Source organism: Pseudomonas sp. PMCC200344, from assembly GCF_030053095.1.
Lineage (GTDB): Bacteria > Pseudomonadota > Gammaproteobacteria > Pseudomonadales > Pseudomonadaceae > Aquipseudomonas > Aquipseudomonas svalbardensis.
In genome coordinates, this window is the sequence record NZ_CP125618.1 from 1387795 (window position 1) to 1413677 (window position 25883).

Below are 25883 nucleotides of genomic sequence, written 5' to 3' on the forward strand. Positions count from 1 at the left end.
ATGGGTAGCAGCCGTACATATTCCTACGTGAGATATGATTAACTGATTGATTTATATGCTTATTTTTTAAGATTAATAGCTTGTGACAGTCAGTTTCAGCTAATGGAGGCGATTGCTCTTGGTAGGGAACTCTCTAGTATCTGAACTGTGTCGACGGACAGACACACCCTTCAAGGATGAGGGGGAAAGGACATCGCAGGAAGCGATTCATCAGGACGATGAAAAGGAACACAGGGAATAGGGAAAAAATGTGGGCGGGTCAAACCGCCCCTTTTTTTGCCTGCAGAAAAGCAAAAAGGCCCGCGAGGGGCCTTTTCGAGAACGCGGGGGTAATCAGCGTTCGAGGTCTTTGATCTTGCCTTTGACGCCATCCCACTCTTCGGCATTGGGCAAGGATTCTTTCTTCTCGGTGATGTTGGGCCAGATTTCCGCCAGCTCAACGTTCAGCTGAATAAACTCCTGCATGTCTTCCGGGACTTCATCTTCGGAGAAGATGGCCACGGCAGGGCATTCTGGTTCGCACAGTGCGCAGTCGATGCACTCATCCGGGTGAATCACCAGGAAGTTCGGGCCTTCGTAAAAGCAGTCCACCGGACAGACTTCTACGCAGTCGGTGTACTTGCACTTGATGCAGTTGTCGGTGACGACGAAGGTCATTTCTAATTTTCTCCTCAGGCGGCGGCAGCGGAGCCCCTTCACGTTGGGGTCGCCAGGTTTGGGAGCGATAGTCTGCTGGTCAGGCTATAAGCCAGCAGCATCCCAAACCGCGCGAGATTCTAACAGCTTGCAGGCGAGTGCGTTAGATCCGTGTCTTTAGTGTATAGAGCATTTCGAGCGCCCGACGCGGCGTCATGTCGTCCAGATCAAGTTTGGCCAGATCATCCAGCACCGGATGCGGCAGGCTGGCGAACATGTCGCTCTGCTGCGGCGCCGCCGGTTTGCCTTTGGCAGTCTTGGGAACTTCATGAGGCAGGGCGGCCGCTTCCAGCCGGCCCAAGTGTTCGCGAGCGCGCACGATCACTTCGCTCGGCACACCGGCCAACTGTGCAACCGCAAGGCCGTAGCTCTGGCTGGCAGGCCCTGGCAGCACGTGGTGCAGGAACACGATGCGTTCGTTGTGCTCGGTGGCATTAAGGTGAACGTTGGCCACCAGCGGTTGTGCCTCCGGTAGCACCGTCAGCTCGAAGTAGTGGGTGGCGAACAGCGTGTAAGCCCGCAGATGGGCCAGGCGTTCGGCCGCCGCCCACGCCAGGGACAAACCGTCAAAGGTGCTGGTGCCACGACCGACTTCGTCCATCAGCACCAGGCTGCGCTCGGTGGCGTTGTGCAATATGTTCGCGGTTTCGCTCATTTCGACCATGAAGGTCGAGCGCCCGCCGGCCAGGTCATCGCTGGAACCGATCCGGGTAAAGATCCGGTCCACCAGAGACAACTCGCAACTCGCTGCCGGTACGAAGCTGCCGATGTGTGCCAGCAGCACGATCAGAGCGGTCTGGCGCATGTAGGTGGATTTACCACCCATGTTCGGACCGGTGATCACCAGCATACGGGTGTTGTCGTCGAGGCTCAGGTCGTTGGCCACGAACGGCGTGGTCAGCACTTGCTCGACCACCGGGTGACGACCCTGGCTGATGCGCATGCACGGCTCACTGACGAAGCGCGGGCAGTTCAGATCGAGGTTCAGCGCACGTTCGGCAAGGTTGCTCAACACGTCCAGCTCGGCCAGTGCCGCGGCGGTGTCTTGCAGCGGTGGCAACTGGGCGATCAAATCTTCAAGCAGTGCTTCGTAGAGCATCTTCTCGCGCGCCAGGGCGCGGCTCTTCGCTGACAGGGCCTTGTCTTCGAACGCCTTCAGTTCCGGCGTAATGAAGCGCTCGGCGCCTTTCAACGTCTGGCGACGGATATAGTCTGCCGGCGCCGACTCAGCCTGCTTGCTTGGCAACTCGATGAAGTAGCCATGAATGCGGTTGTAACCGACTTTCAGATGCGACAGACCGGTACGGGCCTTCTCGCGTGCTTCGAGGTCGATCAGGAACTGCCCGGCGTTTTCGCTGAGCGATTGCAAATCGTCCAGTTCGGCGTCGTAACCGGTTTTCAACACGCCGCCGTCACGGATCACCGCGGGCGGGTTGTCGATAATGGCTTTTTCCAGCAGGGCCGCCAGTTCCGGGTAGGTGCTGGTGGTCTTCGCCAGTTGAATGATGTGCGGAGCTTCCAGCTCAGTCATCGCCACTTGCAACTCAGGCAATGCTCCGAGCGCATCGCGTAGGCGAGCCAGGTCACGAGGACGGGCATTGCGCAGGCCGATCCGCGCCAGGATTCGCTCGATGTCGCCGATTTCCTTGAGCTGCGGTTGCAGTTTCTCGAAGCGGTAACCGTCGAGCAGGCAGGTGATCGAGGTCTGGCGCGCCAGCAATACGGTCAGATCCCGCAGCGGACGGTTCAGCCAGCGGGTCAGCAGACGGCTGCCCATGGCGGTCTGGCAGCGATCGACCACAGATTGCAACGTGTTGTCGCGACCGCCAGCCAGGTTAGTGTCCAGTTCCAGGTTGCGACGGCTCGCGCCGTCCAGCACCACGGTGTCGTCCAGGCGTTCATGACGCAGGCTGCGCAAATGGGGCAGGGCGGTGCGCTGGGTTTCCTTGGCGTAGCTGAGCAGGCAACCCGCGGCGCCGATGGCCAAGGTCAGGTTCTCGCAGCCAAAACCTTTCAGGTCCTGGGTGGAGAATTGTTGGCAGAGACTCTTCAGTGCCGAATCACGTTCGAAATCCCACGGCGCACGGCGACGAACCCCACGACGTTTCTCCGCCGGCAGATCCTTCGGCCAGTCATCCGGGATCATCAGCTCTACCGGATTGACGCGCTCCAGTTCTGCCAGCAGGTTTTCCCAGCCTTTGATTTCCAGCACGGTGAAGTTGCCGCTGGTGATGTCCAGCACCGCCAGACCGAACAGACGCTCATCCCCCAGGACGGCAGCAATCAGGTTATCCCGACGCTCATCCAGCAACGCTTCATCACTCACCGTGCCCGGCGTGATGATCCGCACCACCTGACGATCCACCGGGCCCTTGCTGGTCGCCGGGTCGCCGACCTGCTCACAAATCACCACCGACTCGCCGAGCTTGACCAGTTTCGCCAGGTAGCCTTCCGCGGCGTGGTAAGGAATCCCACACATCGGAATCGCCTGACCCGCCGACTGCCCACGGGCGGTCAGGGTGATGTCCAGCAATTTGGCGGCCTTCTTCGCGTCTTCATAGAAGATCTCGTAGAAGTCGCCCATGCGGTAGAACATCAGCTGGTCAGGGTGCTGGTTTTTCAGGCGCCAGTACTGCTGCATCATCGGCGTGTGGGAGGACAGATCAGAGAGCGCTTTATTCATCGGATAATCAGGCAAATTCGTTGAAAGGTGTAGGGCAAAGGAGGGGCATCGGCCCGGCTTTTCCGCGATGGGCGCAAGGTTAACATGGGCGGTCCACCCGACGCAGGCATGAAAGCCCTGCGATACGTATCTTCTGTCTATGCACGACTTATGCGCTGTTTATGCAATTTGGCATTTGTCTTCCGCGAAAAGAACAAGCACTATGCGCTTTATGCAAAAACGCAATGTTTCTACTGTCTTAAGAGCGCTGCTCGATCAGCACGGGATCTCCCCCACGGAGCTTCACCGTCGCACCGGCGTGCCTCAATCCACTCTCTCGCGGATCCTCAGCGGGAAGATCGTCGATCCCTCGGATAAACACATCTCGAAGATCGCCGAGTACTTCGCCGTCAGCACCGACCAGTTGCGGGGCCGAGCGGATGTCGCGCCGGTAGCCAGCACCGGGCGCGATCAATTGCATTCGGAACTCAAGGACATAAGTCTGTGGGACGACGATACGCCCGTCGACGATGACGAGGTATCGGTCCCCTTTCTTCGCGAGGTTGAATTGGCTGCAGGATCAGGAAGGTTCGTCATCGAAGAGAGCGAGCGCTCTAGCCTGCGCTTCGGCAAGCGGAGTCTGCGCCACAACGGCGTGCAGTTCGACCAGGCCAAATGCGTGACGGTGCGCGGCAACAGTATGTTGCCGGTACTGCGCGATGGCGCCACCGTTGGTGTTAATGCCGGCAAGTGCGGGATCGGCGATATCGTGGATGGCGACCTTTATGCCATCAACCATAACGGCCAGCTGCGGGTGAAACAGCTTTATCGCCTGCCTACCGGGATACGTCTGCGCAGCTTCAATCGCGATGAACATCCGGACGAGGACTACACCTTCCAGGAAATCCAGGAAGAGCAGATTGTCATCCTCGGTCACGTCTTCTGGTGGGGCATGTACGCCCGTTAACCTCACCGCTGTCAGATAAAACCCGCCATTGAGCGGGTTTTTTTTCGCCTGCCAAAAGCCTTCAGCGCCTTTGTCTGCGGGGCTTTCATGCAGCAATGCATTTCTAACGCATAAATAAATGCATTTGTGCATTGACTGTATATGCATCCATGCATATTCTTTGTCTCAAGCCGCTCAACAAAGCAGCTCGAAACGAAGCTCTTTAGTTCCACCACAAAGGCAGCGATGAACCGGCCTCAACGGTTCAGAGGGTTGGCAACTGACCCGGGTGTGCAGCGTAAAGCACCAGAAGCAGTTATCCGGCGGGCAGGGACCGCGGTCGGAAAAACAATATGAATCGATCCGTACCGCGCCAGTAGCGCCGAAAGGTCAACGCGAAGGACCGCATTACTGAAAAGCCTGGGTGACCGGGCTTTTTGGAATGCCTGCCTACCGTCAGGTATATCAACCCCCCATTGGGGATCGACTGTGCAGCAACCGTTGCGCAATCAAGACATTCCACTTAATAGGTAAAACCATGAACGGACTCAAGAAAATCATTGCCCCGCTGATGTTGGCTTTGGCCCTTGTCGGCCCTGCTGGCAGTGCCACCGCGGCGAACCTCCTGGTCAACGGCAGCTTTGAACAACCCGGCTGCAGCGACAGCTGCGTGCTGGACACGACGGTGAAAGCCAACTTCATCACGGGCTGGACGACCTTTCTGTCGGGTGCCGAGTATTTCAACATGCGCGCTTCGATCCCTGGATCTGCGGCAGCGGAAGGCGCAGTGATCGTCGATCTGGCTAACAACGTTTACAGCAATGGTGGCGGGATTCAGCAGAACTTTGCCACCGTGATAGGGGCCAAGTACCGATTGACTTTCAGCATGGGCAATTCGATGTACGCCAACCGATCCGGCGATGGTGTCGTGCAAGTGAAAGTGGCCGGTCAGACCGCGCTCTTCAACACACCAACGGTCAAGGGTGGCGTCGTCGAGTGGAATACCGTGACTTATGACTTCACTGCTACCACGAATCAAACAACCCTGGCCTTTTCCAACGAGCAGAACCCGTACGTCAACTTCGCTTTCATCGACAACGTGATCGTTGAAAAGCTGTAGTTCTTCGTCGATCAAAACCAGGCGGCTCATTTCCGAGAGGCGCATCTCATCGATCCCCAGGAGGCGTGACATGACAAACGAGCAACAAGCGTTGCTGGAGATGCCGATCTGGCTGGTCATCGTTCTCGCCTTGGTGGGCGGGGTGTCAGGCGAAATGTGGCGAGCCGACAAGGAGGGCGCCCGTGGCTGGTCGCTGCTGCGGCGCCTGGCGCTGCGATCCGGGGCCTGCATGATCTGCGGGGTCTCGGCAATCATGCTGCTGTACGCGGCTGGCGTGTCGATCTGGGCCGCAGGTGCTTTTGGCTGCCTGACGGCGATGGCCGGTGCGGACGTGGCCATCGGGCTTTACGAGCGCTGGGCCGCCAAGCGGATCGGCGTTTGTGAAGTGCCACCGCGCGATTCTCGCCCGGATCAACAGTGAACCGGCGTCGCTGATCTTCGCGTTGCTATAGGAACAGGAGGCCATTAATGTCCGCCGTCATCGAAAAACCGTCGCAGCTGTTTTCCGCCGTTGCCGAAACGTTACGCACCACCATTCCCGGCTTGAAGGTCGGGAGTCATCAAGACTACGACGGCACCGGCGATCAGCCCTGGGTGCTGATCGCCATCGAGCGTAATGCACCGGGCAACCGTGCCAGCGATGGACGTATCGCTCATGTCCTGACGATTTCCTTGCAAGTCGTACTGCCCAGCACAGGCACAGGATTGGCGGTTTGCGATCTGGTCAGCGAACTGAAAAACCTGGTCACCGACAACCGCTGGAATCTGTCGGGCGACCAATGTGATTTGCCTATGAACATTGATGGCATCCCATCCACGTTCATCAGCGAAACACGGGAGTACACCGCCTGGACCGTTTCATTTACCCAATCCCTGTACCTCGGCCCGACGCTACTCGAGGACCCGTTGGGTATTCCGAAATTCGCCCGCACCTGGGAGGTGTCGAACATCGACGACCCGGATCAATACACCGCACTCGAGGACTGACCCATGTTTGATGCGCTTCTACGTATGCAACTGGGCCCGATCATCGAGCGTCTGGCCGAGATGGAGACCGAGCTCGAAGACCTGCACCGGCGTGCCGACAGTTTCTGTCGCATAGGTGTTTGTCAGCAGGTCGATGCGGTCAGCAACACCTGCAAGGTCAGTCATGGCGAGCTGCTTACCCCTGCCATCAGGTTTTTCAATCCGAGTGCCGGCGCACAGAGCGAGTCGCGGATCCCCTCCGTGGGCGAGCAGTGCCTGTTGCTGAACCATGGCGGCGGCGATGGCGGTGGACAATCGGTGGCGTTGTTCGGCCTTAACGGCGGTCAGTTCCCGCCCGTCTCGACACAGGCATCGTTGACGCGTCGCCTCTATCAGGACGGCACGGAAAGCGGTTACGACGACGCCAGTCATGTTCTGCACTGGAAAAACGGCCCGGTGGCGTTCATCGGCTCTCGTGAGTCCCTCGAGTTGAGCATCGGCCCGGCGAGGCTGGCGATGACGCCTGAGGTCATCGAATTGCAACTGGGCGCCGTCGGCATGCGGCTCGACGCTTCCGGTGTGCATCTGAGCGGCCCATTGGTGGATCACCAGGGTCGCGTCATCAGTACCGCATAAAGAGCCTCCCATGATCGGAATCGATAGAAACACCGGCGCAACGGTTGATGACTGGCTGCAGTTTGTGCAGCGCGCCACCCGTGCACTGACCACGCCTTTGGGCACGCGTCAGAAGCGTCCTTTGTATGGCTGCGCACTCACTGAGTTGCTGGGGCAGAACCTCGGCGACGACCTGCTGATTCTTGCCCAGAGCCGTGCGGCCCAAGCGTTTTACAACAAGCACAACGGCATCGACGATTTCGAGCCACAAGTCATTGTCGCCAGTCGCCGCGGTGCCGGGCTGCTGCTGCGTTTCGCCGGCACCTGGAAAAATCGCCACCAGACTTTTGAGGTAATGGCATGAGCATGTTGATCCCCGGCCAGAACCAGTTGGCCGAACCGGCAATCGTCACGATCGAAGCGTTCGAGGATTTGCTCGCAGAGTTCAAAACCTTCGTCGTCGAGTACGTCGGCGCCCGTTCCCCCGAGAGCGCGGCCAAGCTTTTGGTCAGCCTTGAAAACGAAAGCGAGTTGCTGACCCTGGCCCTTGAGGCCTTTTGCGTTCGGCTGCAAATCCACGAACGTAAATACAACGCCCGGATCAAGCAGATGCTGGCGTGGTGGGCCACCGGGACCAATCTCGATGCGCGCCTCGCGGACATGGGCCTTGAACGCCAGTTGCTGGACCCAGGCGATCCGTCGGCATTTCCGCCGATTGCTCCGGTGTTTGAGAGCGATGATGACGCCAGGTTGCGTTATTACCTGGCACCGCATGCGCCAGCGGCGGGTTCACGGATGCAATATCGGCGGGAGGTTTTCACGCTTGGGGAGCGGCCTGCGGTGACGGTGGAAACCGCCGCTGCGGGCGTGGTGAAGGTGACATACACCTTCGACCCGGACGGCTATGCGGCGCAGGTCAAGGATGGCAATGGTCGTCGCACCGCGCCCGGCGAGGTGATGGTTACCGTGCTTTCCCGAGAAGGCAACGGAGCACCGTCCGAGTCGCTATTGGAGGGCGTCCGCCAGCACTTTGCCCGGCCTGATGTGCGACCGGAAACCGATCTGGTGACCGTGCTGGGCGCGCACATCAAAAACTACAGGATTCGGGTCATGGCCAGTATCAATGCCGGCCCGGATTCGGGGTTGACCAAGGTTGCCGCACAACAGCAGTTGCAGGCGTATGCCGAGAGTTGTCATCGCCTGGAAGGGCGAGTAGATCCAAGCTGGATCGATTACACCTTGCACAACGCCGGCGCCGTGCAGCTTGAGATTCTCGAACCGCTGGAGCCGATTTTGACAACGGCTTTCGAAGCGCCTTATTGCACGGGCATCGAGATCGAGGTGCATACGTTATGAGTGATCAGGACCCTCGCTCGAGCCTGTTACCGTCCAACAGTTCACCTCTGGAAAAAGCCCTCGATCTGGGATTCGGCAATTTACTTGATCGCATCATGCCGCCGTTTCCAGAGTTGATGGAGCCGTCCACGACCCCCCGTGAGTTTCTTCCGTATCTCGCGGTGGATCGCGGAGTCGGCGAGTGGGATGCCGACGCCAGAGACTCTGAAAAGCGCCTGACCGTCTCGCTTTCCTGGCAAATCCAGCGTCAGGCCGGCACTGAAAAAGCATTGAGTCACGCTGTTGAATCTTTGGGTTTCACGCCTGACATCCGGGCTTGGTACCAGCAGCGACCGCGAGGCATTCCCTACACCTTTGACGTGCAGGCAATTATTGGGCGCACCTGGTCAAGCGGTGATCACAATCGCTTGATACGCCGCATCAATGCGGCCAAAAGCGAGCGCGACGAATCAACCATCACCATCGTGCACGAAACCCGGGGTGGCTTGCGGGTCGTTGCGGCGACCGATCCCGGGTTGAGCGTTCGCGAAGACAGCCAGTCAAGTGCGTTGCTTGACGTAAAGCTGCGCGGTCCGATGGTGGTGAGCAGTGCGGTGTGGACACCGCTTTCTGATTGCGAACTGTTGCTTTGCGCCGCGCTGCCCGACTTGGTGTCAAGAGCCGAGCCAACCAGCGCCGGGTTTCCCGGCGCTACCCTTTAACAACTACGATCTCAGGGCGCAGCTATGACAGATGACATTACGCGCTTGGTTCGCTTCACTTCCGCCGGGCTGGGAGAAGTGTTGCAGGCAAAGAACCAAGGCTTGAAAGGTGAAATTACCCATATCGGTGCCGGCACCGCTCGCTATGATCCGAATGGCTCGGAAACAGCCCTTCGCGATGAGCGTCAGCGGGTGGCGATTGTTGATTACGAGGACCTCGGTACCGGACAGCTCAGGATGGGGGCGCTGTTTAGTGGCCCGGATGAATACGAAATTGGTGAGTTTGGCTTCTATCTCGCCAGCGGCACGTTATTGGCGATCTATTCCATTGCTGGAAAATTGCTGACGTATAAAGCCGGTGCGGCGCGTGTGCTGCAGAAGTTCACCCTGGATGTTTCCCCATTGCCAGCGGACAGCGTGACCGTTGTTATCGGATCTGAAAATCTGAACATTCTGTTGAGCGATGAGTTTACAGCCTTGGCATGTGCCGATATCGACAACATGGCGCGCCATGTCGAGTTGCTGTTGCGGGTGATGTCGTTACAAACCAAATAAGCACGTGCGGTATTTTTTATACGGCGGGTGCCCATGTCTGGACACGACGCCAAGGGTCTAATTGCATAGGAATTTAAAAGTGAGTTTAGAAACTACTGTCGCATCGCTGGTGACGGCAGCCAATAACCTGACCACGGTCGTCAATGGAAAAATTGGCAGCATCAACAGCACCATGGCCACCGCCCTGAGCCAGTTCAATGAATGGAGGAATCTCAAGGATGTTGAAGGGGATCCAGCAGCACTCGGCACTATTCGCCGGAACTTGTTGCAAGGATTTGTCACCGGCACCGGAGGTGTGCAAACCGTTGGGGCGCAAGGAGACTTTGTTTACACTGATCTGGGAATCAGTACGAATGTTTATATGCACTTCAAAGTCCCGCTGAACATAAACGTCAACTCCGAAATGTTTTGGTTCAATATTAAGGGTTACAGTTACGGAACCGCCAAAATCATCGAGGAAACACTGGTTGGCTACTGCTACCAACCCACCCGTACACTGCAAAATGTATCGACGTTCGGCAACATGATACCTGCTGTTTATGTTGATACTAACGGGAACGTCGTTATGCGTATTCTGATCCCGAATATTTATTACACCACGGTGCGCATCGACACGATGCGAGTGGGTAATGGTCGATTGTTTAATTTGGGTGATTTGAAAACCAAACTGTCATTGGCTGAAACCGTAGCATTTAGTTAAGGAGTTAATAATGTCTGATACACCTGTCAACAACAGCACAGAGTGGCCGCTTGCGGTGCCGACCCCTGATATCGAATGGGCCGCTATTCGCACGCGCCGTGACCAGCTTCTGCGTGCCACGGATTTTACTCAATTGCCTGATTATCCCGTCACCGATGCACAGCGAATTCAGGTCGCGGCCTATCGCAAGGCACTGCGTGATATTCCTGAACAGTCAGATCATCCCCTCGAACTTGTCTGGCCCGAGTTGCCAGCCTTCGTGAAGTAACCCCATCCGCGAAAGCGGTTTTTTTTCGTCCGCAAAAAGCCCCTTTGACGGGGCTTTTGCGTTTTTGCGTCTGGAGAAGTTCGCTAATGTCTATCCGTCAGAAATACACCGTACTCGTCCCGTTCCCCATCGGCCGTGGCCACTGGTCGACCATCGGCCAAGTGCTGGACCTGCTCGATGTCGAGGCCAGCGCGCTCCTTGGCGCCGGTCGCCTGGAGCTGAACACAACATCCACCCTGGCCAAAAAGGCCACCATCAAGAAGGCTGAATAACATGGCTGAGGTTTTGAACTTCGAGCACAACGGCATTACCGTCAATGCCACTGAATCTCCCGAGGCCATGGGTGGCCTGGGTAATAACGTCATCGGCCTGGTCGGCACCGCGCCGAAAGCGGATCTGCTGATTCCGCGCAATGCGCCATTTCGCATCAACAGCTTCACCACCCAGGCGCTGCTGGATCCGACCGGTGCCGAGTCGGGCACGCTGTTCCACGCGGTGTTCCAGATTCTGAAAGTGGTCAAGGTGCCGGTCTACGTCGTCATCGTCGAAGAAGGCGCTACCCCGGCCGATACGCTGAACAATGTCATCGGTGGCGTTGAGGCACAGACCGGTCGCAAGCTGGGTCTGGCCGCGTTGAGCGGGGTCGCGGAAGACCTGACCATCATCGGCGCGCCGGGTTTCACCGGCACCAAGGCTGTGGCGAGCGAGTTCGCCTCGTTCGGCAAACGCATCAAGGCGCGGGTAGTGCTCGACGGCAAGGACGCCGCGGTCGCCGATCAAGTGACTTATAGCCAGGAACTGGGCGGCGCGGACCTCGGTTTCGACCGCTGCCTGGTGGTGCACAACATGCCGGCCGTTTACTCCAAAGCGGCGAAGAAAAACGTCTTCCTGGCGCCTTCGAGCCTGGCCATCGCCGCGCTCGCCAAGGTCAAGCAATGGGAGAGCCCGGGCAACCAGGTCACCTATGCCGAAGATGTATCGCGGACTGTTGAATACAACATTCTCGACACCTCCACCGAGGGCGATCTGCTCAACCGCTACGGCGTCAGCTATTACGCCCGGACCATCCTTGGCGGCTTCTCGCTGCTGGGTAACCGCTCCATCACCGGCAAGTTCATCAGCTACGTCGGCCTGGAAGACGCCATCAGCCGCAAGTTGGTGAAGGCGGGCCAGAAAGCCATGGCCAAGAACCTGACCAAGTCGTTCATGGATCAAGAGGTCAAGCGCATCAATGACTGGCTGCAAACCCTGGTCGCCGACGAAACCATCCCGGGCGGTAGCGTGTATCTGCACCCGGAATTGAACAGCGTCGAGAAGTACAAAAACGGCACATGGTTCATCGTCATCGACTACGGCCGCTACGCGCCGAATGAACACATGGTTTACCAACTCAACGCCCGCGATGAAATCATCGAGCAGTTCCTGGAGGATGTTCTCTAATGTTTACCAACCGTGTAAGACAGGCCATCGCGGCCACCCTGCAAGGCCTGCCGTTGTCGGCGACGGTGGAAAGTTTCACCCCGCCGAAGATCGAGTTCGGAATGGAATCGATGACGGGCGGGCGCTTTATCGGCGAGGAAATGGCCAAGAACGGTACCGTGCTTGGGGCCACTTTGGTCCTGCAAGGCGTTGGCCCGGAAATCATGCTGGCCCTGGGTGTGACGCTGGGTGACGACATTCTGCTGAACGTGCGCGAGGCGGGTCAGGATCAGGACGGCAATACCTGGTTCACCTACCACACCGTCGGCGGCAAGCTGAAGTCCCTGACCGAAACGGCGCTGAAGATGGGCGACAAGCCGGTCACCACGCTCGAGCTCTCCTGCCGCACCTACAACCGCCTCGAAAACGGCATCCCGGTGATCGACATCGACGTGCGCACCCAGAAGTTCGTGCTCAACGGTGTCGACATTCTCGGCGACGCCCGCCGCGCCGTGTTGCTGCCGTAACTCCCGCAACGCCCGCCGGTTAAACGTGATCCCTGTGGGAGCGAGCTTGCTCGCGATGAGGCCGGCACATCCAGCACTGACATTGCCTGACCCGCCGCCATCGCGAGCAAGCTCGCTCCCACAGGGGCTTTGCCAGCCCACAGATCTGCATTCATCGGCCGGCCTTGCGCAACAACTCCCCATGATCCACCAAGGAATTCATTTCATGTCCTGGACGCCTCCTGTTCACGCCTTGTTGTCGCCGATCACCGCCGACGATCAGTCGACGATCGAGCAGATTCAGCTCAAACCACTGTTCTACGCTGCGCAGAAAGAAGCCCTGGCCCGTGCCGGTGATGATGAGGACGATCAGTTTTTCGAACTGGCCAGGTTGGCCACCGGGTTGTCGGTCAAGGAACTCGACCAGCTCAAACGGCCGGACTACGTGAGCATCGCCCAGTACGTGCACGAAATGTCGACCTGTCCGGCGTCGTACTTTCTGGCGCAGGTAGTCGAAGACGAATCATCTATCGAGTCCGCGGACGACCCCGATCAGGTGCAACTGCTGCAACCGCTCAACGCAGTGGGCCGCAGCATGACCTCGCTGACCCTGGAAATGCCGGTGCTGCGCGCCACCAAGGCGATGAAAAAACTGAAAACGGCCAAAGAACGCGCCGAGTTCATCACCGCCCATTGCACCGGTCTGATGCTACCCGACCTGGACCTGCTGACCGTGCCCGACTGGACACAGCTTCAGGTACGCATCGACGATTTTTTAAACAAACCGGCGGACTACTTTCGGAACGCGACATCGAAGTAATTCTCGATGTGGTGCCGCTCATTTACTCGGTAAGTGAAGCGGAAATTCTGGAGTGGGACGCCGGCAAGGCATTGCGCCGTTACGACATCGCGATCACTCGCCTTGGCGTGAAACAGGAGTAGAACGGGATGGCAGACAGTAAGTATTCGCTGTCCGGTGCGGCGAGCATCGAGTTGCCGCAACTGGGCAGCGCGTCTGAAACGTCGGGGCTGAACCTGGCACTGACCACGGCCAGCCTCGACATTCGTCTGCTGGTGTCGGAGCAGGTAAAGCTCCGTGAAACCTTGGCGTTGCTGAACATTGCCCTGTCGTCGCAGCAGTCGCTGCTCAAGGCGAACGCTTCGGTGTCGGCGGCAGGCAGTGAGCCAAAGTCAAAGCTCAAGGCTGAGATTGACCAGCGTGCACCGCCTGATTTGCTCAAGTCTGCGATGGCGACTGAGCTGGCAATGGTTGAGCTCAACCAGGTGCTGAAACTGGACTATGTCCAGTTGCAGAAACTGTCGGAGGCCAACCAGAAAATGGCCACGGACAAGCAGGTTGCTCCGAGCGGCGCAACCGCGGTTCAACTGGCCCAGGTCGAGTTGGCGGCGGCGAAGGCGGGTATCGGGGATGGGCTCGACCCGGCTAAAAAGCAGGACGAACTGCTGAACTTCACTCGCGATAGCGCAGTGACGGCGTCGGCGTTCAATCTCGACGTCAAGACCGCCAGCGAGATGCTGATGGGCTGGCGCACCTCGATGAAGCTGGATCGGGGACAAACCCTGAGTCTGGCGGATGCGACCAACCATCTTGGTAATAGCGGCCTGAATGTCAAAGCGGCCGATATCGGCTCTGTAGTGCAGCAGAGTGGCGAAGCTGGCATCGCTTCAGGCTTGAAGCCTGAACAGGTGGCGGCTCTCGTGGCCGCGTTCTTGAACAGCGGAGCGGACAAGGCCGGTGCCGGCGTGGCTTTGAAAAGCTTCACCACGGGGTTGGCTAAGGGGGACGCGGCTTCTCCGGAGCAGCGCAGGGCCTGGACAGAACTGGACTCAAAATTTAATCCCACGATGGTCGCCGATGGCCTGCGCACGGACCCACTCGGAACGATTAACCAGGTGCTTGAAGCACTGAAGAACAAACCTGCGCAAGCACAGCAGTCGCTGACCAAGACACTGTTTGGCGATAACGCGGGGATTCTTGAGCTGCTGAAGAAGCCGGAAGATGCCCAAAAGGCTCTTTTGTTGGTATCCGAAAGAACCAAAGATGGCGCGTTGCCGAAGTTCACAGGCTCCGTAGCGCAAACCGCCGAATCGCTGGGAGAAACCTCGCAAGGGCGCTGGAATGCGCTGGATGCCAGTAAAAACCGGATGTTCGCGGCGGGCGGCAATGCTTTGGCACCGTTGACCGACGGCTTGATGGTATCGCTCGGCGCGTTGGCCGATGGCTTGAGTGGGGTCGCTGAAGCACAACCGAAAGCTACCGCAGGATTGCTCGTACTCGCTGGGGCCATTGCGTTGGCGCGTGGTGCTGAAATCAAGGTCGCGATGGCCTCGGCCATCACCGCTGCCGCGACAAAACTTCTGGCTCTGGCAGGTGCGCGACCGATTCCCGAAGCGGGGGATCTGACAGTCGATGCCAAGGAACGCGGCCGTAAGGGCAAAAAACAATCCCGAGGCGGTAGGGCCGAAAAAGGCACTGCTCCTGGAAAAGCTGCGATCAAGCCCATCCCCAAAAACGCTACCAAGCTGTCACGTATGTCGACCGGGAGTCGCTTGCTGGGTGCCGCCAGAATGGGCTCGGCTGTCACCAAACGGGTCGCGCCGCTGATGCTGCTCAGCGCTGGTTACGATGTCGTCAAAGGCCTGCAGGCGGGTGATACCAAAGCGGTCGGCGGGGCGCTGGGCTCTGCCGGTGGTGGGCTCGCCGGCACTTATACGGGCGCTGCTGCCGGCGCCATGATCGGCAGCGTAGTGCCTATTCTGGGCACCGCAGTCGGTGGCGTGATCGGTGGCTTGTTGGGTGGTATGGCGGGCAGTTGGGGAGGGGAATGGCTGGGTGAAAAACTGGCCAAACCCGCTGACAAGCTCGCCGCTCCAGACCAGGTCAGCAAAGACCTGAGCAGCTCCCAAACAACCAGTCAGCAGAACGCGATGACCGCGAACATTTACATCAACGGCCAGGATCAGGCCAGCGCCAGTCAGTTGGCAAACCTGGTGCTGCAACAGATTACTGGCCAATTCGGGCTAATGACCATGCCCAATTCACTCGCCATGCGAAGTGACGCGGCCCTGACCGACGGAGGTACGTGATGCGTCAGCAAATGGCACTCGGCAGTTTCATTTTCGGCCTGTCCAGAAACTTCGCTTACCACAGTTTGGTGCGCACGTCGGACGGCGGCTGGAAGAGCATCGACATCCTCACCAGTAAACCCAAGTCCAGTCAGGTCGGCCAAGGCCTGCAAGGGCTGACGATAACAGGCAAGTCGATGTACGCGACCGCCATGGATCGGCTCGATGAGTTGCGTGCATTGCAGGCTCTGCGCATCCCTGTGCCGTTGGTTGACGGCATCGGCCGCAACTGGGGTCTGTGGCAGATCAACAAGGTGTCGGAAACCCAGAGTGAGGTCATTGATGACGGCACTGCGATGGTGGTCGGCTGGGTGATCGAATTGACGGAGTTCGCCAATGCGTAGGGTTCGAAGTATTGCCGGTGATTCGGTGAATCTGTTGCTGTACCGCGAGCTTGAGCGTTGTGACGATGCCGCTGAGGAAGCGCTCTGGCGTCTCAATCCGGGGCTTGCCGAATGGGGGCCGGTATTGCCGGCGGGGGTGTGGGTTGTCCTGCCGGAAGTGGATTCAAAACCCGTTGCACCCACACCGGTTTCGGCCTGGGATTAAGGAGGCAACATGTCACTGGGTTTCACGCCTGCGGTGGAAATTTACGGCGCGAACGCTGCGCTGCTCAACGAACGATTGCTCAGTTGGACGCACATCGACGCGGCGGGGATCGAGTCCGATCAACTGACGCTCACGATCAGTCTGGATGGGCTTGAAGGGTTGCCCAGCCTGGGCGGAAAAATCGGTCTGCGGGTCGGTTATCTGGAGTCGGGGCTGGTGGATAAAGGTGAGTTCGTCATTACCCGGCGCACGCCGACCCTGTTTCCTCTGCGTTTGACGCTGGTGGCCATGGCGGCGCCGTTCAGTGCGGCTGATCAGACCGGATTCAAGCAGCGCCGATCGGTCAGCCATGGCCCGACGACCTTGGGTGCGCTGTTTCGCCAGTTGACGTCCAGGCACGGATTTTCCCCTCGTGTGGCCCCGGACCTGTCGCTGATAAAAATCGAGCACATCGACCAGTCCAACGAAACTGACATGGGTTTTCTGACGCGACTGGCCTACCTTCATGACGCCGTCGCCAAGCCGATCAACGAGCTGTATGTGCTGGCACGGCGCGGTCAGGCGAAATCATTATCGGGCAAAGTACTGCCGACCATAAAGCTGTCGGTGACGGCCAACAATCGCCCAGGCGATCACGCCTTTATCTCCGCCATCCTGGATGAAACCGCCCGGGCGAAATACCAGGGCTGCAAGACCCGTTGGTGGGACGCGGCGGCCGGCAGTGTGCGTGTGGAGGAGAGCGGTATTGCGCCGTTCAAGACCCTTCGCCAGCGTTTTCAGAGCGCAGACGATGCCCGGGCTGCCGGCGAAGGTGAGGTGCGCCGGATGATGCGCGAAGCACTCAAAGTGACGATCGCATGCCCTGGCAATCCGGGATTGTCCGCTGAAGGAATCGTGCTGCTGGACCCCACCTGGCCGGATTTCATGCGCGGTCGTTGGTCGATCGACAAGGTCACCGCCACCGGCGACCGAGAAAAAAGCTATCGCTGCACGATTGACGCGACCTGCCTGGACGCGAAGGCCTGACACCACTGATTTTCGGGCGGTCATCCATTAACCACAGGAGCGAGTGATGCGCGTCACCGATCAACAGTTACTCAACATTTTCCCCAACGCCCGCTCCCAAGCGGGCGTTTTCATTTCCGTCCTGAACACAGCCATGTCTCACCGCAACATCAACACCCCCAAACGCATTGCCGCCTTCCTCGCGCAAGTCGGTCACGAATCGGGGCAGTTGCAGTACGTACGTGAGTTGGGGAGCGCTCAGTACTTGAGCAAGTACGACACTGGCGCGCTGGCTGCGCGCTTGGGAAATACACCGGAGCCTGACGGTGACGGTCAGAAATACCGTGGCCGAGGCCTGATTCAGATCACTGGTCGCGACAATTACCGTCAGTGCAGTCTCGGACTCTTCGGTGATGATCGTTTACTGTTTTTGCCAGAACTACTGGAACAACCGCAATGGGCCGCCGAATCGGCCGCGTGGTTCTGGGAGCAAAATGGCTTCAATGAACTGGCCGACCGCGACCAGTTCAACAGCATCACCCGCCGCATCAACGGCGGCCTGAACGGTTTGCAGGATCGCTTGCAACTCTGGGCGCGGGCGAGGGCGGTGTTATGCCAGTCTTCGGTTTGATGCCGATGTCTTACCGCGTCATTGGCGTTGTTGTTTTTCTGGCTGTGTTGGCCGGTGGCTCGGCGGCGCTGGCCTGGCGCTTTCAGGATTGGCGTTATGGCGGGCAACTGGCGGAACAGGCCAAGCTGCACGCCGAGGCACTGAATCAGCTGACCCTGGCAACCGCGACGCAGCAACAGGCCGAGCAGCACGAGCATCTGGCGCTGGAGCAGCGGCTGTCGGCCAGCGAACAAACCCATTATCGAGCGCTTAGCGATGCCCAACGTGATCAAGGTCGCCTGCGCGATCGTCTTGCCACTGCTGATGTGCGCTTGTCAGTCCTCCTCGATGCCCATGATGCTGCCTCTGTCTGTGCAGTGCCAACCGCCTCCGGAGCCAGCCGCGTGGATCATGGAGCAGCGCGCGCCCGACTTGACCCGGCGCATGCTCAACGAATTGTCGCCATCACCGACGCCGGCGACCGCGGACTGATTGCCTTGCAGGCCTGTCAGGCTTATATCAGAGCCCTCGCTCGCTAACATTTTGATCGATCCTGCGCCTTGCAAGCGCGTTACGCTCGTGTACGGTAGTTCTCATTCCGCTTGCTCAGGAGATGACCGTGAAAGAAATCACTCAACTGGCCGCTGAACTTGGCAGGCGCTTGCAGGTTCTCAATACCCATGTCACCGCCGCCGAGTCCTGTACCGGCGGCGGGATCAGCGAGGCGATCACCCGGATTCCGGGGAGTTCGGCATGGTTCGAGGCTGGTTATGTCACCTATTCCAATCGCCAGAAAACCGAGCAATTGAATGTCCCTGTCGAGTTGTTTGCAGCGGTGGGGGCGGTCAGTCGCGAGGTGGTTGAGGCCATGGTCCGCGGCGCGCAGGAAAAAAGCCGGGCGCGTTTTGCCGTGGCGGTCAGTGGTGTGGCGGGACCGGATGGCGGTTCGCCGAGCAAGCCGGTGGGCACCGTGTGGCTGGCCTGGGGCGTTGGTGAACAGGTGTTCAGCGAGGTGCAGTACTTTCCCGGCAACCGTGACGAGGTCCGCCGACAAACGGTGAAGGCCGCGCTAGAGGGGCTGCTGCGCCATGCCGCAGGAGAAATCTCAAATCAGGGGTAGGCGATCCTGAAACGCTGTGGAATAATACTGGCTACTTATACAGGTGTTGGCCGTCAGGCCTTATTGATTACGTGAGGACTTTAATGGACGACAACAAGAAGAAAGCCTTGGCTGCGGCCCTGGGTCAGATCGAACGTCAATTCGGCAAGGGTGCCGTAATGCGTATGGGCGATCAGGACCGTCAGGCGATCCCGGCTATCTCCACTGGCTCTCTGGGTCTGGACATCGCGCTCGGCATTGGCGGTCTGCCAAAAGGCCGTATCGTTGAGATCTACGGTCCTGAATCCTCCGGTAAAACCACGCTGACACTGTCGGTCATCGCCCAGGCTCAAAAAGCCGGCGCGACCTGCGCATTCGTCGATGCTGAACACGCCCTTGACCCTGAATACGCTGGCAAACTGGGCGTCAACGTCGATGACCTGCTGGTTTCGCAGCCGGACACCGGCGAGCAAGCCCTGGAAATCACCGACATGTTGGTGCGTTCCAACGCGGTTGACGTGATCATCGTCGACTCCGTGGCGGCTCTGGTTCCAAAGGCTGAAATCGAAGGCGAAATGGGTGACATGCACGTGGGCCTGCAAGCCCGTCTGATGTCCCAGGCGCTGCGTAAAATCACCGGTAACATCAAGAACGCCAACTGCCTGGTTATCTTCATCAACCAGATACGTATGAAAATCGGTGTGATGTTCGGCAGCCCGGAAACCACCACCGGTGGTAACGCGCTGAAGTTCTACGCTTCGGTTCGTCTGGATATCCGCCGTACCGGCGCGGTGAAAGAAGGTGACGAGGTTGTCGGTAGCGAAACCCGCGTCAAGGTTGTGAAGAACAAGGTAGCTTCGCCGTTCCGTCAGGCCGAGTTCCAGATTCTTTACGGCAAAGGCATCTACCTCAACGGTGAGATGATCGACTTGGGTGTTCTGCACGGTTTCGTTGAGAAGTCCGGTGCCTGGTATGCCTATGAAGGCACCAAGATCGGTCAGGGCAAGGCTAACTCGGCCAAGTTCCTGGCAGATAATCCGGAAATCGCCGCCAAGCTCGAGAAGCAGCTGCGCGACAAGTTGCTGACTCCAGCGCCGGACGTCAAAGCATCGCCAGTCAAAGAGACTGCTGATGACCTGGCTGACGCTGATATCTGATTGATCCGATGATCGCCGTACTCGATACACTCGTCGCGGTGCGGCGAACCGCAATGGACCTGCTCGCGCGACGCGAGCACGGTCGAGTCGAGTTGACGCGTAAACTGCGTCAACGCGGCGCCCTCCCTGAAATGATCGACACGGCACTCGACCGTTTGACGGAAGAAGGCCTGCTGTCCGAATCCCGTTATCTCGAAAGCTTTGTTTCCTACCGTTCCCGTTCCGGTTATGGCCCTTTGCGTATTCGCGAAGAGTTGAGCCAGCGCGGCCTGCAACGTACCGACATCGAACTCGCTTTACGCGAGAGCGGTATCAACTGGCAGGAACAACTGGAAGACACCTGGCGGCGAAAGTTTTCCGGGCATTTACCGATAGACGCCCGGGAACGTGCCAAACAAGGCAGGTTCCTGAGTTATCGGGGATATTCCATGGAAATGATCAGCCGCTTGTTCAGCGGCCGAGGGATGGACGATTGACTGAAACGGCTCGCTACTTCGATAGCGGGCCGTTTTTTTGTCTATGTAACCTTGGACGGTTCCCGCGAGCGCTGTTGCGCCTGGGGTTGGGATTGCGCCCAGTTTTCCGGCAGGTTGATGTAGTCCACCAGTTCACGCAGGCGTCCATGATCACGGGCGTTGAAGGTGAAAGCGAGTCGCGCCAGGTGGCTGAACTGCGGTTCGTCGTGTTCCTCTCCGCTGTAAGCATGTTGATGGAAATGGTCGCTCAGGCACAGGTCGGCAAAAGCCTCTTGCATGTGTTCGAGCGCCTGGTCGCTGAGCTTGTGATTCATGCGGATCACGAATTGATGCTTGAGCCAGCGGCTGGAGTGGAAGTTGCTGTAGAACTGGTTGATCTGCTCCACAGCCTCTTCCGCGCTGTAGACCAGACTGACGAGCTTCATATCGGTCGGCAGGATGTAGCGATTTTCCTCCAGTTGATGGTGGATGAAGTCCAGCGCGCCTTGCCAGAACTTACCGCCGGGAGCGTCCAGCAATATCACGGGCACCAGCGGGCTTTTGCCAGTCTGGATCAATGTCAGCACTTCCAGCGCTTCATCCAGGGTACCGAAACCGCCAGGGCACAGGACCAGAGCATCGGCTTCCTTGACGAAGAACAGCTTGCGGGTAAAGAAGAAGTGGAAGGGCAGCAGGTTGGTGGTGCCATTCACGGTGGGATTGGCATGTTGCTCGAAGGGCAGGGTGATATTGAATCCCAGGCTGTGTGCCAGGCCAGCACCTTCGTGGGCCGCCGCCATGATGCCACCACCGGCACCGGTGATGACCATCAGGTCTGAGCGCGCCAGCGCGGCGCCAAGTTCCCGGGCCAGACCGTATAAAGGATGTTCTATCGGTGTTCGGGCCGAGCCAAAAACGGTGACCTTGCGGCGCCCCCTGAATTGCTCCAGAACACGGAAAGCGTGCTCCAGTTCACGCAGGGCTTGCAGGGTGATCTTGGCATTCCAGCGGTTGTGATCTTCCTGGGCCATGCGTAGCACGGTCAGGATCATGTCGCGGTAGATCGGGATGTTCGGGCTGTTGGGTGAAACCAGGTTGAGTTGCTCTTCGACCTTGCTGATGAGGTCGTGGCCGCTTTCTTCAAAATGACGGCTCAGGAGGTCATTCGATTGGTAAGGCATCAACTTCTCCTTCCATACAGGCTCTGTTTTTCCCTTGGATGAAGGAAACATTCGCACAACAAGACGTGCAACGGGCAGCCCCTTTCCTGCCCTGAAAAATGAACGTGAACACTATGAATCTAGACCCTCGCGGAGATTTTCGCTGACTTGATCATTGCGCCGCAAAGTCTTTCCTGGCAACCGCTTATTGGCGATTTGCAAGGTGCTTTCACCGCTCGTCTGAACGCAAGGCGAGTGTCTGACAGTCTGATTTACTGAATTACAGGCACGACACGACAACTTTGCGTCAAAGGCAAGGCGTACGGTACAAGCGGTTCAAGGATTTTATCGCTCAAGCAAGGGCGAGGTGCAGGGAGGCGGGAAGCGATGGCCAGAGTCATTCTGGAGATCGATACGCAATTGTATCGATTACTGAAGTCATCGGCCGAGACCAATCATTTGAGTCTCGAAGAGGAGTGTTGCCGACGTCTGGAGGGCGCCGACCGACGTTCCCGTTATTTGCAGGCGTTGTTGGCAGAACTGCGCGCCGAGGATGAACAGCGGCGCGCCACTTCCCGATGATTACTTCTTCTTGGTCGGAGCCGCTTTCGGGCAGTCCGATTCCTGATAACTGGCGGAGCCGACTGAGCGGTTGGTCTTCACCTCAGTGAAGTCGTAACGCATGACTGCGCCCTTGGCCATCAGTTTGCGGAACGATGGGTTGTTGCATACAGAGGCGCCAAGCTGGAAATACACGGCTTTCGGGTCGGCACGCATCTTGTTGGCGTGGCTGCTTTGTACGCTTAGATGGTTGATCAGCGTGTTGCCTTCGACGGTGTAGCCCTGATCAAGAATGTCTTCGTTGATCGCCCGTGGAGTACCAACACTGCTTTGTGTGGCGACGTTTCGCAGCTCTCTGTTGAGATTCTGCTCACTCAAGGAAGCAGCCTGAGCGCTGAAGGACGACGCCAGCAAAATGGCAGCGGTGGGAACGATAAGGCGCAGCATGAAACTCTCCTGGTTCAGTGACTGGTGGTTCGACCCGTCACATGACTGTGCGTTCAGTGGCGGCGAATTATAGGGGACGAGGCCTGGACGGTACAGGCTTGCGCCGGCTGCTCTGATAAACTGCCGCCACTTTCTGCCCTGCCGAGTGTTTTTCGTGTCGATTTTCTTCCCCTGCCGGCGTTGCCTGCGATGAACCCTGCAACCCCACGCTTTGCTGCAAACGCAGTAGCCCGCTTGCGCGATGAGCGAGAGGAAGAGGGCATCAAGCCGATTCAGGCCCGAGGCTGGAGGGCGCCGCGTTGCCGAGCCTGCCGCGTGATCGAGAGCCACTGCCTGTGCGCCTGGCGCCCGCAGGTCGAGGCCCGTTCTGGCGTGTGCCTGATCATGACCAACAAGGAAGTGTTCAAACCGAGCAACACCGGTTGGCTGATCGCCGATGTGGTGCGCGACAACCATGCGTTCATCTGGTCGCGTACGGAAGTTGATGAGCAACTGCTGGCGCTGCTGGCCGATCCGCAATGGCAGCCCTATCTGGTGTTTCCGGGTGAGTACGTCGAGCCCGAGCGTGTCACAAACAGCGTCGATGCCGATAGTTCGAAGCGTCCGCTGTTCATTCTGCTGGATGCCACGTGGACAGAAGCCCGGAAGATTTTCCGCAAAAGCCCCTACTTTGATCGGCTGCCAATCCTGAGCTTGTTGCCTGAGAAGTTGTCGCGCTACCGGTTGCGCCGATCGACCCGCAGCGAGCATTTATGCACCGCCGAAGTGGCGGCACTGTGTCTCGATCTGGCGGGTGATACCGAGGCAGCGTCGGCGCTGGACGCTTATTTCGACGTGTTCAGCCAACATTACCTTGATGCCAAACATCAGCTTGAAATGAATGTTTCAACACCGGCACACGCAGAGCTGATGCCTTTTGTGTAAATCGGCGCCCCTGTCTCGCGCTGATTGTCGCCCATACTGCAAAGAACTGTACTGGCCATGCACCTTGACCACCCCCGCTTCGCTGGGCATGCTTGGCGCCGATTAGGGCGCGGCCAAAGTTTGATACGCCGTATTCTTTACGTGGATAGCCACGTGATTGGCGTTGAACGTGCCCTGTTGGTACAGCTCCGTGGCTGTACCTCGAGTTGTTTGAAAAACAGGATCATTTGAAAAATGGCCACATACGAAATCCTGATTGCCGATGACCACCCTCTTTTTCGTAGCGCCCTGCATCAAGCGTTGACCCTGGGCCTGGGCCCGGAAGTCCGTCTGGTGGAAGTGGCGAGCATTGCCGAGCTGGAAACCCGTCTGGACGAGAAGTCCGACTGGGATCTGGTGCTGCTGGACCTGAACATGCCGGGGGCCTACGGTTTTTCAGGGCTGGTGTTGCTGCGCGGTCAGTATCCGCAAATTCCGGTGGTCATGGTGTCGGCCCAGGAAGAAGCCTCGATCATGGTCAAGTCTCGTGAATTCGGCGCCAGCGGCTTCATCCCCAAATCCAGTGATCTGAGCGTCATCCAGAAAGCTGTACGCGCGGTGCTCGATGGTGATGTGTTCTGGCCGCCCCAGGCCTTCGAGGCGGTCAGCGTTTCCGCCGAAGCCAAGGCCGCCAGCGAAGGCCTTGCGAGTCTGACGCCTCAGCAGTTTCGTGTTCTTACCATGGTCTGTGAAGGCTTGTTGAATAAGCAGATTGCCTACGAGCTGAGCGTTTCCGAAGCGACGATCAAGGCGCATGTGACGGCGATTTTTCGCAAGCTGAATGTGCGGACCCGGACCCAGGCGGCGTTGCTTCTGCAACAACTTGAGTCAATTTCGAGCTGATCAGGCGCGGTGCGTTCACGCTTTTTTGACTTTGCTTACTCTAGCTTTCCCACTTCCTTTTTGGTCAGTTGCCTACTTTATGTCACCTTTCAAAGGCCAAACCGGCCTAAAACGCATCCTCAACGCCTCCGGCTATTCACTGGACGGTCTGCGCGCAGCCTTCACCGGCGAAGCGGCCTTTCGGCAATTGGTGTTGCTCAACGTCATATTGATTCCGCTGTCGTTCTTCCTGAACGTCAGTCGCGTCGAGCAGGCGTTGCTGATTGCAGTCTGCCTGTTGGCGTTGATTGTCGAATTGCTCAATTCGGCAGTGGAAGCGGCCATCGACCGCATTTCCCTTGAGTTGCACCCATTGTCGAAAAACGCCAAGGACATGGGCAGCGCCGCTCAGCTCGTGGCGTTAACCATGATCGCGCTGGTGTGGGCGGTGATACTGCTTTAAGCGATGGTAGGCAGCACAATCTCGTCGCTGCGCTGAACCCCAGCGGTGAAAGCGCGGCACAGGTCGAGGAATTCACGCATCGCCGACGTCTGATATTTCTGTTTGTGCCAGATGAAATAGAACTGCCGCGCCAGATCCAGATCCGGTGTCTCCACCGGCACCAGGCTGCCACGGCGGAACGCGTCACGCAGTGCCAGACGCGAAATGCAGCCAATCCCCAACCCGGACTCCACCGCACGCTTGATCGCTTCGGTGTGTTCCAGTTCCAGTCGGATATTCAGCGAGCTGCGATGGTGACGCATGGCCTGGTCAAAGGTCAGTCGCGTGCCAGAACCCTGTTCGCGCAGAATCCAGGCCTCGTGGGTCAGCTCTTCCATGGTCGCCGTGCCGCGCTTGGCCAGTGGATGCTGGGGCGCGCAGAACACCACCAGTTCATCTTCGACCCAGCTCTGCACTTCGATGTCTGGATGGCTGCAGTCACCTTCGATTAGACCCAGATCAATTTCATAGTGGGCGACCTGCTGCACAATGTTGGCAGTGTTCTGCACGTGCAGCTTCACCTGGCTTTCCGGATGGCGCTGCATGAAGCTGCCGATCAGCAAGGTGGCCAGGTAATTGCCGATGGTCAGGGTCGCGCCGACCGCCAGAGAGCCGAATCCTGACTTGCCATTGAGCAAGTCTTCGATTTCTTTGGACTGGTCGAGCAGCGCCACCGCTTGCGGCAGCAGCTGTTTGCCGAGGGCGTTGAGGCTCAGCCGTTTGCCGGCGCGGTCGAACAGCTGACAGCTGGACTGACGCTCTAGCTCGGTGATCGAGGTACTCGCCGCCGATTGCGAGAGGTTGAGCAGACCCGCAGCACGGGATACGCTTTCCTGCTGGGCGACGGCGACGAATACTTGAAGTTGACGGAGAGTAAATCGCATATCTATATAACC

Annotated in this window: 33 protein-coding genes; 28 read left to right on the plus strand and 5 right to left on the minus strand. The window is 58.2% G+C overall.

Annotated elements, in window-relative coordinates:
- Positions 1-333 precede the first annotated feature (333 nt).
- Positions 334-657 (minus strand): ferredoxin FdxA, encoded by a 324-nt coding sequence (fdxA, locus tag QFW87_RS06170; RefSeq protein WP_283183221.1) that lies wholly within the window; start codon positions 655-657, stop codon positions 334-336.
- A 142-nt stretch (positions 658-799) separates the two neighbouring features.
- Entirely contained in the window at positions 800-3379 is a 2580-nt protein-coding gene (gene mutS / locus QFW87_RS06175) for a DNA mismatch repair protein MutS (RefSeq protein ID WP_283183222.1), read from the minus strand.
- A 211-nt stretch (positions 3380-3590) separates the two neighbouring features.
- Here mutS and QFW87_RS06180 point away from each other — a divergent pair, with 211 nt between their 5' ends.
- The 24 genes from QFW87_RS06180 to recX all read left to right on the plus strand — a co-directional run bounded on the left by QFW87_RS06180 (position 3591) and on the right by recX (position 20553).
- Positions 3591-4325 (plus strand): XRE family transcriptional regulator, encoded by a 735-nt coding sequence (locus QFW87_RS06180; RefSeq protein ID WP_283190882.1) that lies wholly within the window; start codon positions 3591-3593, stop codon positions 4323-4325.
- Between the two features lie 517 nt (positions 4326-4842).
- Positions 4843-5424 (plus strand): DUF642 domain-containing protein, encoded by a 582-nt coding sequence (locus tag QFW87_RS06185; protein WP_283190051.1) that lies wholly within the window; start codon positions 4843-4845, stop codon positions 5422-5424.
- Between the two features lie 70 nt (positions 5425-5494).
- The gene (locus tag QFW87_RS06190; RefSeq protein ID WP_283190052.1) at positions 5495-5845 is read left to right on the plus strand and encodes a phage holin family protein; all 351 of its coding nucleotides are present in this window, start codon (positions 5495-5497) and stop codon (positions 5843-5845) included.
- 47 nt (positions 5846-5892) lie between these two features.
- A complete protein-coding gene (locus tag QFW87_RS06195; protein WP_283190053.1) occupies positions 5893-6411 on the plus strand; it encodes a hypothetical protein in 519 nt (172 codons plus the stop codon).
- Positions 6412-6414: 3 nt separating this feature from the next.
- On the plus strand, positions 6415-7026 hold the full coding sequence (locus QFW87_RS06200) for a phage baseplate assembly protein V (RefSeq protein ID WP_283190054.1): 612 nt from the start codon (positions 6415-6417) through the stop codon (positions 7024-7026).
- A 10-nt stretch (positions 7027-7036) separates the two neighbouring features.
- The gene (locus QFW87_RS06205; protein WP_283190055.1) at positions 7037-7369 is read left to right on the plus strand and encodes a phage baseplate protein; all 333 of its coding nucleotides are present in this window, start codon (positions 7037-7039) and stop codon (positions 7367-7369) included.
- The gene (locus QFW87_RS06210) at positions 7366-8361 is read left to right on the plus strand and encodes a baseplate J/gp47 family protein (protein WP_283190056.1); all 996 of its coding nucleotides are present in this window, start codon (positions 7366-7368) and stop codon (positions 8359-8361) included. The genes QFW87_RS06205 and QFW87_RS06210 overlap by 4 nt, the downstream gene beginning before the upstream one ends.
- Positions 8358-9062 carry a phage tail protein I gene (locus QFW87_RS06215; protein WP_283190057.1) on the plus strand — a complete coding sequence of 235 codons (705 nt, stop codon included), beginning with the start codon at positions 8358-8360 and terminating at the stop codon, positions 9060-9062. The genes QFW87_RS06210 and QFW87_RS06215 overlap by 4 nt, the downstream gene beginning before the upstream one ends.
- A gap of 24 nt (positions 9063-9086) precedes the next feature.
- Positions 9087-9617 carry a hypothetical protein gene (locus QFW87_RS06220; protein WP_283190058.1) on the plus strand — a complete coding sequence of 177 codons (531 nt, stop codon included), beginning with the start codon at positions 9087-9089 and terminating at the stop codon, positions 9615-9617.
- Between the two features lie 79 nt (positions 9618-9696).
- Positions 9697-10317 carry a hypothetical protein gene (locus QFW87_RS06225; RefSeq protein WP_283190059.1) on the plus strand — a complete coding sequence of 207 codons (621 nt, stop codon included), beginning with the start codon at positions 9697-9699 and terminating at the stop codon, positions 10315-10317.
- 10 nt (positions 10318-10327) lie between these two features.
- Entirely contained in the window at positions 10328-10585 is a 258-nt protein-coding gene (locus QFW87_RS06230) for a tail fiber assembly protein (protein WP_283190060.1), read from the plus strand.
- A gap of 86 nt (positions 10586-10671) precedes the next feature.
- Complete coding sequence (locus QFW87_RS06235; RefSeq protein ID WP_283190061.1) at positions 10672-10857, plus strand: hypothetical protein; 186 nt, start codon at positions 10672-10674, stop codon at positions 10855-10857.
- A gap of 1 nt (position 10858) precedes the next feature.
- On the plus strand, positions 10859-12025 hold the full coding sequence (locus QFW87_RS06240; RefSeq protein WP_283190062.1) for a phage tail protein: 1167 nt from the start codon (positions 10859-10861) through the stop codon (positions 12023-12025).
- The gene (locus QFW87_RS06245; protein ID WP_283190063.1) at positions 12025-12531 is read left to right on the plus strand and encodes a phage major tail tube protein; all 507 of its coding nucleotides are present in this window, start codon (positions 12025-12027) and stop codon (positions 12529-12531) included. The genes QFW87_RS06240 and QFW87_RS06245 overlap by 1 nt, the downstream gene beginning before the upstream one ends.
- A 205-nt stretch (positions 12532-12736) precedes the next feature.
- Entirely contained in the window at positions 12737-13330 is a 594-nt protein-coding gene (locus QFW87_RS06250) for a phage tail assembly protein (RefSeq protein WP_283190064.1), read from the plus strand.
- 128 nt (positions 13331-13458) lie between these two features.
- Entirely contained in the window at positions 13459-15618 is a 2160-nt protein-coding gene (locus QFW87_RS06255; RefSeq protein ID WP_283190065.1) for a phage tail tape measure protein, read from the plus strand.
- Positions 15618-16001 carry a phage tail protein gene (locus QFW87_RS06260; protein ID WP_283190066.1) on the plus strand — a complete coding sequence of 128 codons (384 nt, stop codon included), beginning with the start codon at positions 15618-15620 and terminating at the stop codon, positions 15999-16001. Before QFW87_RS06255 ends, QFW87_RS06260 begins: the two co-directional genes overlap by 1 nt.
- On the plus strand, positions 15994-16206 hold the full coding sequence (locus QFW87_RS06265; protein WP_283190067.1) for a tail protein X: 213 nt from the start codon (positions 15994-15996) through the stop codon (positions 16204-16206). The genes QFW87_RS06260 and QFW87_RS06265 overlap by 8 nt, the downstream gene beginning before the upstream one ends.
- Positions 16207-16215: 9 nt before the next feature.
- The gene (locus QFW87_RS06270) at positions 16216-17232 is read left to right on the plus strand and encodes a contractile injection system protein, VgrG/Pvc8 family (RefSeq protein ID WP_283190068.1); all 1017 of its coding nucleotides are present in this window, start codon (positions 16216-16218) and stop codon (positions 17230-17232) included.
- Positions 17233-17278: 46 nt separating this feature from the next.
- On the plus strand, positions 17279-17842 hold the full coding sequence (locus QFW87_RS06275; RefSeq protein ID WP_283190069.1) for a glycoside hydrolase family 19 protein: 564 nt from the start codon (positions 17279-17281) through the stop codon (positions 17840-17842).
- Complete coding sequence (locus QFW87_RS06280; RefSeq protein WP_283190070.1) at positions 17824-18360, plus strand: lysis system i-spanin subunit Rz; 537 nt, start codon at positions 17824-17826, stop codon at positions 18358-18360. The genes QFW87_RS06275 and QFW87_RS06280 overlap by 19 nt, the downstream gene beginning before the upstream one ends.
- Before the next feature lie 80 nt (positions 18361-18440).
- Positions 18441-18941, plus strand: coding sequence for a CinA family protein (locus tag QFW87_RS06285; RefSeq protein ID WP_283190071.1), 501 nt, complete (start codon positions 18441-18443; stop codon positions 18939-18941).
- Positions 18942-19024: 83 nt separating this feature from the next.
- Positions 19025-20077: a recombinase RecA gene (recA, locus tag QFW87_RS06290; RefSeq protein ID WP_007907270.1), complete on the plus strand. Its 1053-nt coding sequence runs from the start codon at positions 19025-19027 to the stop codon at positions 20075-20077.
- A gap of 8 nt (positions 20078-20085) precedes the next feature.
- Entirely contained in the window at positions 20086-20553 is a 468-nt protein-coding gene (gene recX / locus QFW87_RS06295; RefSeq protein ID WP_283183240.1) for a recombination regulator RecX, read from the plus strand.
- Between the two features lie 41 nt (positions 20554-20594).
- On the opposite strand, the gene QFW87_RS06300 is transcribed toward recX, so the two are convergent.
- Positions 20595-21713, minus strand: a complete 1119-nt coding sequence (locus tag QFW87_RS06300) for a TIGR00730 family Rossman fold protein (RefSeq protein ID WP_283183242.1) — start codon at positions 21711-21713, stop codon at positions 20595-20597.
- Positions 21714-22079: 366 nt separating this feature from the next.
- Here QFW87_RS06300 and QFW87_RS06305 point away from each other — a divergent pair, with 366 nt between their 5' ends.
- A complete protein-coding gene (locus QFW87_RS06305; RefSeq protein WP_095128071.1) occupies positions 22080-22274 on the plus strand; it encodes a hypothetical protein in 195 nt (64 codons plus the stop codon).
- On the opposite strand, the gene QFW87_RS06310 is transcribed toward QFW87_RS06305, so the two are convergent.
- Positions 22275-22700 carry a PA3611 family quorum-sensing-regulated virulence factor gene (locus QFW87_RS06310; protein WP_033053929.1) on the minus strand — a complete coding sequence of 142 codons (426 nt, stop codon included), beginning with the start codon at positions 22698-22700 and terminating at the stop codon, positions 22275-22277.
- Positions 22701-22889: 189 nt separating this feature from the next.
- On the opposite strand from QFW87_RS06310, the gene QFW87_RS06315 reads away from it, so the two are divergent.
- From QFW87_RS06315 to QFW87_RS06325, 3 genes are all read left to right on the plus strand, one after another.
- A complete protein-coding gene (locus QFW87_RS06315) occupies positions 22890-23624 on the plus strand; it encodes a tRNA-uridine aminocarboxypropyltransferase (RefSeq protein WP_283183243.1) in 735 nt (244 codons plus the stop codon).
- A 234-nt stretch (positions 23625-23858) separates the two neighbouring features.
- Positions 23859-24506: a response regulator transcription factor ErdR gene (gene erdR, locus QFW87_RS06320; RefSeq protein ID WP_046046272.1), complete on the plus strand. Its 648-nt coding sequence runs from the start codon at positions 23859-23861 to the stop codon at positions 24504-24506.
- 79 nt (positions 24507-24585) lie between these two features.
- Positions 24586-24948, plus strand: coding sequence for a diacylglycerol kinase (locus QFW87_RS06325; protein WP_008060649.1), 363 nt, complete (start codon positions 24586-24588; stop codon positions 24946-24948).
- On the opposite strand, the gene QFW87_RS06330 is transcribed toward QFW87_RS06325, so the two are convergent.
- Complete coding sequence (locus QFW87_RS06330) at positions 24945-25871, minus strand: LysR family transcriptional regulator (RefSeq protein ID WP_008153977.1); 927 nt, start codon at positions 25869-25871, stop codon at positions 24945-24947. The genes QFW87_RS06325 and QFW87_RS06330 overlap by 4 nt on opposite strands.
- Positions 25872-25883: the final 12 nt, after the last annotated feature.